Raw genomic sequence first — 11,052 nt, forward strand, 5'->3', positions numbered from 1 at the left:
CGGTATTTCCACCCTTCTTACAGGTGATGGATTATACTTAGTTTCTAGTAGTTTAGTTTTAATTGTATGCCAATGTTTTTTGATATGCTCTCGAAGTTCCACTTCTACTTCCACCACTTGGTCTCTATATTGAGTTTTCTGCTTTCTTTATAATTTCTTTGATTTATCCAAAGTTGTAAACCTCCTAATGTTCAGTCCTTCGTCCGCTATCGCGATTAGCGGAGTTACTATGACTTCTGATAATTCAGCTATATATCACTATATAGGTTATCAATTTCGAAATTTCATCTACTTATTGATGTATTATCAGACCTCCCCAGGTAAGAACACGTACTTTCACCTCATATATCTGCCACATTTACTTTCTCTATTTCGTATAGTTTTGGGCTTTACTTTGTCTTGCAAGTTCACCCATAGAGTTAAGCCTCAAATGTGGTTCGTGTACCTCAGACCAAGGTTTTGCCGCCGACTTCCTTCAGATTCCACCTCACGATGGACACCCTTGTCTTAAGCTAATGGTTGGCACTATCACCCCCCATATCGGACTTCCACCGACTAGCACGTGCCCATGCTGGGCACACAAAAATTAGGAGCAGCCAATGAGCTACTCCCTTTTATTTTTCTTCGGACAAGTTTTATATAATAGAGAAACATCAATGCTAAAAGCTACCTCTAAAGTAAATCACATATGAGATTTCATAGCTACTACAATCTATTTTTTAAAGATTGTCCAAAGACACCCATATGTCCCATGATTAGTGGGACAGGCTAAGCAAAGGGAAAGATGGTGACTAGCTTACGTAGTGCTTTTACCCTCTTTTCTTTTGGGTCGCCAGGTGAAAGAAAATTTTTATATAAATTGCAATAACAAATTGAACTATTCTGTATTTATGACTTAAACACTTAAAGTGCATATATTTGATCTAGTTGTGCCTCAAACAACTCTTCTGGAGTTTTATATTTTAATATCCTTCTTGGAAGAGTATTCATCCAATCTTCTATAAAGGCAATATCATGATAAGAATAGCCAGATATACGTTTTCCCTTTGGGACAAAACGACGTATCAAACCATTATGACGCTCATTAGTACCTTTCTCAAAAGAAAAATATGGATGAATAAAGTATATTTTGCTATTAACTTCAGTTTCAATTGTAGATAAATTAGAAAATTCAGAACCATTGTCACTAGTTATACACTTAAAAACTTGACTGAATTGCTCACAAAATAGGTTACTTACTATGTTAAGTGCATCTGTAACTGTAGGAGCAGTTTTCGTTATAGCTTTTATTATCATAGAATATCGAGTTTTACGTTCTACTATAGTAAGAAGCACATTATCATCCTTAGATTTTTCACCAATAACGCTATCTATCTCCCAATGACCAAATTCTATACGGTTATCTATATCTATTGGACATTGAGATATGCTAGTACCAAGCTTTTTCTTATGCTTCTTTACTCTAGCAAACTTTGTATTTCTACGCAGTTTCATTGGTAAATCTGTATTTTTTACATCCATAAATCCAATATCTATATAGTGTCTTAGTGCAAACCATTTTAAAATCACTACATTCTAAGAGCTTAAAGGTACGATAAGAATTTAAACGATGCTTAGAATAGTATTCCTTAGCTATCTTATATGGCGCTGCTCCACCTTTAAGACGAAGTTGAATAATTATATGTTCCTCATAATTTAAGTGTTTATTTTTACGTGATTCTTTGTTAATATTTGAGTGATTCATAGTGATTATCCTCCGTGTATATTTGGGTTTGGCGATTAAATCATAACACAGAATAATCAACTATTGATTTTTTATTAGTTCAATTTCATTTTACAACTAATCATTAGTTTAATTTCTTTCAACTAGTCTTTCTATTTTTTTGAATAAATACTACACTTTCATATGCCCTTAATTTACCTAAAAGTTGATCTTCATAGTTGCTTATCAAAATTGAAGCATCTTCATGAATATATGAGCTATCATATTCAAGTAAATACGAAGTAAAATTACAATATACTATTAACTCTTGTTCTTTATTAATACGCTTATATGCATAAATGTTAGGATCATCTTCCATAAACAGTTCATAATAACCATCTGTAATAATATTATATTCTTTTCTTAACTGAATTAATTTTTTATAAGTATAGAAGATAGAATTTGTATTACTTAATTCTATTTTTGCATTAATATATTTATAGTTTGGATTTATCATTATCCATGGTTGTTTTTTACTAAATCCTGCATATTCGCTATTATCCCATTGCATAGGTGTTCTTGCATTATCACGACTTGACTTTCTAAGATATCGTAACATATCCTCATGTGCTACACTTTTTTCTACTTCCACTAATTGTTTATAACTATTTAAACTATCTATATCACGATAGTCTTCCAACGATTCAAAAGGAGCATTGGTCATACCTAATTCTTCCCCTTGGTATATATATGGTGTTCCTTGCATCATATGAAGACAAATTCCTAACATCTTTGCTGATTTTTCATGATAAAAAGGGGTAGATGTATCTCCAAATCTTGAAACGCATCTTGGTTGATCATGGTTGCTCCAAAATAAGGAATTCCATGACTTATTATATAATCCAACTTGCCAATTTGTCATAATTCTTTTTAAATCTAATAGTTTAAATCGACGATCTGTCCATTTATTATCTTCTGCGCCATCGACATTCATCATTTCAAACTGAAAAATCATACTTAACTCAGATCTATCTAACGGTGCAAATCTTTTAGCATCATCTACACTTACGCTAGGAGTTTCTCCTACTGTCATTAATGATTTTCTAGATAAGACTTGTTGATTCATCTCCTGCAAATATTCATGAATATTTGGACCATTAGCACAAACTTTATGACCTTTTATATCACTATCGATATAATATTTGCTTTCATCCTTGCTAATTAGATTGATAACATCTAAGCGAAATCCATCAACACCCAAACTCACCCAATAATTCATAATATCAAAAACTTCTTGTCTTACTTTAGGATTTTGCCAATTTAAATCCGGCTGTTTCTTAGAAAACAAATGCAAATAATATTCCTGAGTATTTTCATCATATTCCCATGCTGATCCTTGGAAACAGCTTGTCCAATTGTTCGGTTCATGACCATCATTAGGCTTCCTCCAAATATAATAATCACGATATGGATTATCCTTAGAACTTTTACTTTCAATAAACCATTGATGTTCATCACTTGTATGATTAAATACAATATCTATAACAATTTTCATACCTCTTGAGTGAGCTTCATTTAATAATTTCAAAAAATCCTCAATTGTTCCAAATTCATTAATAACTTTTCTATAATCAGAAATATCATACCCATTATCATCATTAGGAGATTCATAAATAGGTGTCAACCATAAGATATCAACCCCTAAAAATTTCAAATAATCTAAACATGAAATAATTCCATTTAAATCACCTACTCCATCATTGTTACTATCCTTAAAGCTCCTTGTATAAATCTGATATACAACACCTTTTTCCCACCATTGATTCATATTACAAAACCCCTTTCAATATAAATAAAAAGCAGATAACTGCTCTTTATTTATAAAACTGTGGTAAATATTTTTTATGCGCTTCTAACATTTCATCTAAAATCTTCTTAGCAGTAATTTCACTTTGAACTAACGGATTAATACTCATTGCTACTAATGCATCATTATAATCACCTGTCACAGCTGCATTTGTTGTTAAGATTTCAAATGCTTTTAATTGTTGTATTAAACCTACAACCTGAATAGGTAAAGAACCAACACGAATAGGTTTTGGACCATCTTTTGTAATTACACAACTTACTTCTACAGCAACATCATCAGGTAAGTTAGAGATAGCACCATTATTTAAAGTATCAACTACTTGGATATCACCTTTATCGTTATATAAAGAAGAAATTAAGTTACATGCTGCATCACTATAATATGCTCCACCACGTTTTTCTAATTCTTTCGGTTTAATATCGAGACTTTCATCTTTATAAATTTCAAATAATTTCTTCTCAACTTCTTTAACAACCTTAGCACGGCATCTATTATTTTCCGCATCTTCAAGACAATGTTCTAGCATTTGTTGTTTTTGTATATAATAACGTAAGTACCCAATTCCTAAATATCCATACCCCTTCAAGAATTCATTTCCCCATGGTATATCCACAATATTCTTTAATGATTCCTTTGTTCCTTTATTAATCATTTTATCTATTAGAAGTTTATTTACATTCTCACCATTCAGCTGAATATCTAAAGCATAAATCATATGATTAATTCCACCAATAATAACGTTAAGCTTGTCTTCTGCTTCTACATCCAAAATCTTTTCTATATCTTTAATCATATTAACCGGTCCATTACATAAACCAATAAACTTTTTCCATCCTGTATGCCTAAATACAGCTTCTGCATTAATCCCAGACGGATTAGTAAAAGAAATGATCCAAGAATCAGGGCATAACTCTTCACAATCTCTAATAATATCAAAAATAACCGGAATAGTTCTTAATGCTTTAAACATTCCACCTGGTCCATTTGTCTCTTGCCCAATAACACCGTATTTTAATGGTATTAATTCGTCTTTTTCACGTGCATCTAATTGTCCTACCCTAAACTGAGTAGTAACAAAATCAGCATTTTTCAATGCAGCACGACGATCTAATGTAAGGTGTATCTCCATATCGATACCTGCTTTTTTTACCATTCGCCTTGCTAGATTTCCTACAATATCTAACTTCTCTTTTCCTTCTTCAATATCAACAAGCCATAATTCTTTTACTGGTAATTCATTGTGTCTCTTAATTAACCCTTCAACAAGTTCTGGAGTATAGCTACTTCCTCCACCTATCGTTACAACCTTAATTCCTCTCATAATCTTCTCCTTTCAAATATTTTGCTGCTGCTTCATCTAAAACAACAATAACTTTTTCATGTCTTCTTATAATAGTACTAGGAAATTCTTCTGTTATTTCACCTTTTAACATATATTCAACAAGTTTAGCTTTCTTTTCACCTTTTGCTATCATTATTAATTGTTTTGCTTTCATAATTGTATTAATACCTTGTGTTACTCCTTGAGTTGGAACATCTTCAATACAATCAAAACCATAATCTAATGAACTTAAAATAGATTGCTGATGTAAATTAACAACATGACAGCCTCCGTCAAAAGGACTTCCTGGTTCATTATATGCAATATGACCATCCATCCCAATCCCTAAAAGTTGAATATCTATAGGATTCTGATCAATTTCTCTTTCATATCTATTACATTCTTCTTCCATATCTTCTGCTTTTCCATTTAATGCATGGATATTCTCTTGTTTAATATTAATTTTATTAAAAAGATAATCCCTCATAAATTTAGCAAAACTTCTTGGATGATCGTTTTCTACACCAACATATTCATCTAAATTAAATGCAACTACTTCTGAAAAGTCAATATTTCCTTTATTATATTCACTAATTAGATAATCATAGGTACCTAATGGTGTAGAACCAGTAGCAAATCCTAATACTGCATCTTTCTTATTTTGAATAAATTTACTAACATGCTGACCTACAAACTCATCAACTTCTCTTTCAGTGTTAAAAACATAGACCTTCATACTCATAAAATATCTCCTTTAGTTTATTAATTAATTTATTCTTTTTTCTGCACTCCTTAATAAATCTTTATCCAAAGTCTTAACAAACGGGAAGTAAATAGCTGTAGCTACTAAAAAATTAATAACTTGTAATACTACATACTTCCATCCACCAGCAAGCCACCCTGATATAAATATAGGTGTTGTCCACGGTATTTCAATTCCTTGTAATAAAGGAACTATTCCTAATTTCATAGCAAAATAAGTAATTATACACAAAACTATTGGAACTAATACAAAAGGAATCATCATAATTGGATTCAAAACAATAGGAATTCCAAATATAATTGGTTCATTAATATTAAATATTGATGCAGGTGCAGAAAGCTTTGCAATTGCTTTTAGTTCTGGACTTCTTGCACCAATCCAAATAGACACAATTAGAGAAAGAGTAGCACCTGTTCCTCCTGCAATTAAGAATACATCTCTAAATTGTTGGCAAATAATGTTGATTGGATCTTTCCCAGCTTGTACTAACGCTAAATTTTCAGCTGATAATCCTCTCCAAATAGGCCCCATAATTGAACTTACAATATTATCACCATGAATACCAAAACACCAAAACAATCCAATAAGTCCTTCACTAATTATTTGTGATGGCAATGAATTTCCTAATGCAGATAATGGCTGTTGAAAACTTTTATATATAAATTCAAATACAGTACCATAAGGTGTATATTCAAATAGAACCTTAATTAAAAATACACACGTTAAAATAACTGCTGATGGAATTAAAGCTGAGAAAGAACGACTTACTGCTGGTGGAACTGATTCTGGAAGCTTAATAACCCATCCTCTTTCTTTAATCCATCTATAACCTTCAATAGTTAAAATAGTACAAATCATTGAGACAAATAATCCTGCAGCACCTAAATACTCCATAGGAATAACTCCACCAGATGATACTGATTCACCATTTTCTGTAATAAGAGTAATACTAAAATTATTTAATAATAAGAACGTAATAATTGGTAAAATTAAAGCACTTGTATCTTTAATTTTATAATAATCTAACAAGGATCTAGAAATTCCAACTATCAATAATAGAGCCATGATATTAAATGTAGGCTCAAGTAGATAACCTAATTTACTAATATTTTCTGCGCCAAAAATACTACCTAATATACTATTTAAAGTTTCAGATGGCAAATTAGATAAAAGTAAAAAAATAGACCCAATAATCAAAAATGGCATAATACTAGTAAATCCATCACGAATTGCACTCAAATAACGATTCTGTTCTAATTTTTCAGCAATCGGCATTAAAGTCCTTTCTAACATTTCTGTAAACTTATTCACAACAATCTCCTCCTTTTTAGTTAATTATATAATCTTTTCATAAAAATCACCTTGTAAACATTTTCTCTAACAATAACGAAATTATGTATAAGTGTATTAATTATTAATTCTTTATCTCATGGAACAACCTTTGTGCTTGCTCATATATACTCTTGCCATCCATTTTTCCATATGCAGTCATATCGATTAATCCACTTATTTGTTTTTTAGGGTTCATCATTCTTTCAATAACTGGTCTACGATATCGAATTTGTGGGCTTATAAGAATAACATCATAATCCTCAATAACACTTGTAATATCTTCAAAAGACGATGATTCAATATAATCTCCTTCATTAGCATAAAAATACATATTTTGAACCAATAAACTTGTAGACATTCCTTGCCCACATACTAATAATACTTTCATATATTTCTGACTTTCAAAATTTTGAATTCCTAAATAATTTTTTATTTGTTGGACTTGTTCATATAAATTAATAATCTCTTCTCCTAACCCTATTTGTATTTGAGCAGAATTTAGTTGATCTTGTGCATGAACACTCAGCATATTTATATTGATATTATCAGCCTTACTACTTTTATTTAATATTTTTTTTTGTATTTTATATGCATCAGTTAATTCTTTATGAGCTTCATTAATTTTATAATCAGCTTCTTTGAATTCTCCTTGCCTTGCTAATTCAATAGCTTCCATAATACTTGATTTAGAGCTGCCTGCATGTAGTATTAATTCAAAATTCATTTCATTCATACAATAATCTCCTCCTATCATATTTTGTATAGTTAGTCTTAATTGTATTTCTATCAATAAACTTTTATAAACTTATTGAAAGACTTCTTAAAATTTAAAAACAGTATATGGTTACTCGTAAACTTTACTATTTATATTTATAGATGGTAGTATACATAAATTATGTTTTATTTTTATAAATGTCACTTTTAAACATTCTCTTCTTTAACCTCCTTTTGTAAAAAGCTTTTATCATTATGGTTAAAAGATGACATATTATTAGTTATCTTAATCTATAAGTTTTTCTAAGCTTCTTATAAAAGTTAAATAATCACATTTATCAATAACATCTTGTACACTCTTTCCATCCATCATAAATTTTGATATACATTCAAATAAAACACTTAAGTCATTCTTACTACCCTTTTGGGCACATATTAAAAATACCAATTGTGCCTTTTGCTCTGACCAAGGAATCGGGTTCCTTAAAAGCGCAGTAATAACAATAGTTTTCTGAGAAATTAAACTCTCGGGATGCGGTAATGCTATCAACTGTCCGTAACAAGTTCCTCCAAGCTCTTCTCTTCGCATACAAGCGTCATACAAATCCTCATCAAAATTGGTGTATAACTCTGCTTTAACACACATCTTCTTAATTATTTCTTCTCTATTTTCAGCATCAACTCCACCCATAAAATATTCATTTTTAAAATATTTTAATAGTTCTTTTGATTGACGTTTTCCTAATAATGCTTTTTTTATTCTCTGAATATCTCTTTGATCAATAAAGAAATTAATTCTTAAAGCTCTAGAAGGAATTAATGGATGATTTAAAAAAGTTGTAAAAATACAGTCATAATCATCTAAACAATAACTTGATATTTCAAATGCATTAATTATTTCTAATTCACTAATCATCTGATTAAATTCTCTTAAAAAAGTGCTTTGCAACATAAGGCAATCTCCTCTACGTGCATTACATATAATTAATACTTTTTTAGGATTAATCTTATTTTCTTTTTTAGAAAGAGATAAAGAGAAGTGAACAGCTAAATATCCTACTTCATCCTCATTTAAAATAAAATATTTCTTTTCATTAATATAAGAAGCTGCTATAACTGCAACATCATAAGCTAAAGGATAATTAGACTTAATATCTTGAATCATTGAATTTTTTAATTGAATTTTATTTTCTAATCTTATAAATAAAGGTATAATGTGTAATGCTAATGATATCTTTAGTTCTATGTCTCCATAAAAATCAATATTTGTTTTTAATTTAATATAACTTAGCATGTCATTTACAAATTTATCAGTTTCAGAATTAATCATAACTTCTTTTTCATAACTTCTTTTTCCTAATAGATGTATAGCCAAAAATTCTATCTCACTATTTCTTACTTCAAAATTATAAGTTGAAGATAATTCACTCAAAATATTTTTTGCAATATTTTTTTCATCAGCACAGTTTTGTATATAATTTGAATTTTCTATATATATTCCACATTGCATTCTTTTAATAGATACACATATATGTAAAACAAGATTTTGAAGTACAACATCACTAATACGATATTTTGATTTCATTAAATTCTTAATTACAATATCACTAACTGTAGATATCCTTTCTTTCTTAATTTGTGATTTTTCTTTATATAGTTCAAGTTGTTCTTTAGCTATACACTCTCTTTTATCCTTTTCTGTTCCTATAACTTTCATTCCATAATTAGGCCTATATTCAATTTTTAGCTCATACTTTTCTAATATTTTTTTTACAATTTTAATATCACTAGAAACACTCGAACGACATATATACATTTTATCAGCAAGGTAGTCAGATTTAACATATTTATCTGTTATTAATAATTCAGTTAAAATATATGTAATTCTGAATGATTGATTATTGAAATCCTCATTTTTTTCTACATTTAGCATATTTATTTTAAAGTTTTCATATTTTCTAATATCATGAATAATAAGTTTATATCCTTTACTGGTTACTGACTTCATTTCAATATCATACTCACTGATAATGTTCTTTAGTTCTTTAATCTCTTTTTGAATCGTTTTTGTACTACAGTTTAATTTATCTGAAATATATGTTCCCTTAACAAAGAAATCTTTATTTTCATCCATAATAAGAAATATTTGTTTTTGCCTTGCTTTTAACATAAGAACTCCCCCCTTTATCACTATAACGTTTACTTGTAAAAATGTCTTTTTAAATTTTACCTTAATATTAACGAATTTTTGAATAAGGTAATTTCAACTTAATTTCTTATAATGAAATTATAGGAATATAATAAAGGGGAGTCAACTATGATAAAAAGACAACATCTACTACAATTAAAAAAAAGCAACTCGCCATTCTTTAAAAGGCTTATCGCTTATTTTATAGATTGGTACTTGGTAAGTTTTTTAACTATTATACCCATAAATTTTATATACGGTCTAACTTATAATCAGATAAATTTTGAAAGTACTATTACAACACTACCAATATTGCAAGCTTTCATAGCTTTTCTAATTGGTCTATTATTCTCCATTATTTATCTTATTTATTTTCCTTATAAAAATAACGGACAAACACTTGGTAAAAAAATTTTAAAATTAAAAATTATTAAGAGTGATAATAATAAGCTTGACCTAAAAACATTATTTATAAGAAATGGAGTTGGATTAATTCTTATAGAGGGTACTTTCTATACTTGCTCAATCTACTTTTGGGAATTAATTAATTTAATAAGCTCATCTTCTATTTCTTCTGCTGTTCTTTCTATATTGGGAATTATTTCTTTTTCTTCATTAGCGGTTAGTTTAATTACTAATGACCATAAAATGATACATGATTTTATTGCAAAAACTAATGTTATTTCAACACAAAGTAAAATCAAATAAGTATAAAATTTATTCATAAAAATAATTAATAAATTTTAGTCAATATAAGTAATTTATTTGTAGTGTATTACTTAATATTGAACTATTAGATATTCGCCAGTATCCATTACAAGTATTGGCGAATTTTATTGCTTTAAAATAATTTACTCCTAATTTTCTAAGGCTTTTATATATTATTTTCCTAATGTTAGTTAACGTATTTTAAAACTTAAAACTCCCAACAACCTTTGTTGTTTCTTCAATGTATTCATCAGTTATCCAATCAATTTTCTTCCATGATAAATCCCTCCAAAATTTATTTTCAAATAAAATATATGCATTTTTAGAATTTATCTCATCAAAATCCCTTCAAACTCGCATTTTTACTATAACTTCTTAAGTTCTTTTCTTCTTAAGTTCTTAAGAACTTAAGAACTTATCTTTTTGCATATAAAATTTATAGAAAAACAATTTG

The 11,052-nt window shown here is 28.8% G+C and carries 7 protein-coding genes and 2 pseudogenes; 1 reads left to right on the forward strand and 8 read right to left on the reverse strand.

Annotated features, from left to right (window positions below; genetic code table 11):
• The 8 genes and pseudogenes from KIB46_RS15345 to KIB46_RS15380 form a co-directional block, all read right to left on the reverse strand.
• A pseudogene (locus KIB46_RS15345) lies at positions 1–171 on the reverse strand (group II intron reverse transcriptase/maturase); the annotation flags it as partial.
• A gap of 732 nt (positions 172–903) precedes the next feature.
• Positions 904–1,744, reverse strand: a pseudogene (locus tag KIB46_RS15350) (IS30 family transposase).
• A gap of 118 nt (positions 1,745–1,862) precedes the next feature.
• Entirely contained in the window at positions 1,863–3,530 is a 1,668-nt protein-coding gene (locus tag KIB46_RS15355) for an alpha-glucosidase (protein ID WP_291673020.1), read from the reverse strand.
• A 46-nt stretch (positions 3,531–3,576) separates the two neighbouring features.
• Positions 3,577–4,896 carry a 6-phospho-beta-glucosidase gene (locus tag KIB46_RS15360; protein WP_291673028.1) on the reverse strand — a complete coding sequence of 440 codons (1,320 nt, stop codon included), beginning with the start codon at positions 4,894–4,896 and terminating at the stop codon, positions 3,577–3,579.
• On the reverse strand, positions 4,880–5,635 hold the full coding sequence (gene nagB, locus KIB46_RS15365) for a glucosamine-6-phosphate deaminase (protein WP_291673022.1): 756 nt from the start codon (positions 5,633–5,635) through the stop codon (positions 4,880–4,882). Before nagB ends, KIB46_RS15360 begins: the two co-directional genes overlap by 17 nt.
• A 24-nt stretch (positions 5,636–5,659) precedes the next feature.
• Positions 5,660–6,967: a PTS sugar transporter subunit IIC gene (locus tag KIB46_RS15370; protein ID WP_156560875.1), complete on the reverse strand. Its 1,308-nt coding sequence runs from the start codon at positions 6,965–6,967 to the stop codon at positions 5,660–5,662.
• 103 nt (positions 6,968–7,070) lie between these two features.
• Complete coding sequence (locus KIB46_RS15375) at positions 7,071–7,721, reverse strand: PTS lactose/cellobiose transporter subunit IIA (RefSeq protein ID WP_156560873.1); 651 nt, start codon at positions 7,719–7,721, stop codon at positions 7,071–7,073.
• Positions 7,722–7,988: 267 nt separating this feature from the next.
• Positions 7,989–9,872 carry a PRD domain-containing protein gene (locus KIB46_RS15380; protein ID WP_156560871.1) on the reverse strand — a complete coding sequence of 628 codons (1,884 nt, stop codon included), beginning with the start codon at positions 9,870–9,872 and terminating at the stop codon, positions 7,989–7,991.
• Between the two features lie 147 nt (positions 9,873–10,019).
• Here KIB46_RS15380 and KIB46_RS15385 point away from each other — a divergent pair, with 147 nt between their 5' ends.
• Positions 10,020–10,598, forward strand: a complete 579-nt coding sequence (locus KIB46_RS15385; protein ID WP_291673026.1) for an RDD family protein — start codon at positions 10,020–10,022, stop codon at positions 10,596–10,598.
• The last annotated feature ends 454 nt before the right edge of the window (positions 10,599–11,052 follow it).

Origin of the sequence: Clostridium sp. (genome assembly GCF_018372875.1) — a bacterium.
Classification (GTDB): Bacteria; Bacillota; Clostridia; order Clostridiales; family Clostridiaceae; genus Clostridium.

What these genes read in the sequence shown, in the direction of transcription:
- KIB46_RS15355 (WP_291673020.1), bottom strand. Translation starts at nt 3,530, where the DNA reads ATGAATCAATGGTGGGAAAAAGGTGTTGTATATCAGATTTATACAAGG.
- nagB (WP_291673022.1), bottom strand. Translation starts at nt 5,635, where the DNA reads ATGAGTATGAAGGTCTATGTTTTTAACACTGAAAGAGAAGTTGATGAG.
- KIB46_RS15375 (WP_156560873.1), bottom strand. Translation starts at nt 7,721, where the DNA reads ATGAATGAAATGAATTTTGAATTAATACTACATGCAGGCAGCTCTAAA.
- KIB46_RS15380 (WP_156560871.1), bottom strand. Translation starts at nt 9,872, where the DNA reads ATGTTAAAAGCAAGGCAAAAACAAATATTTCTTATTATGGATGAAAAT.
- KIB46_RS15385 (WP_291673026.1), top strand. Translation starts at nt 10,020, where the DNA reads ATGATAAAAAGACAACATCTACTACAATTAAAAAAAAGCAACTCGCCA.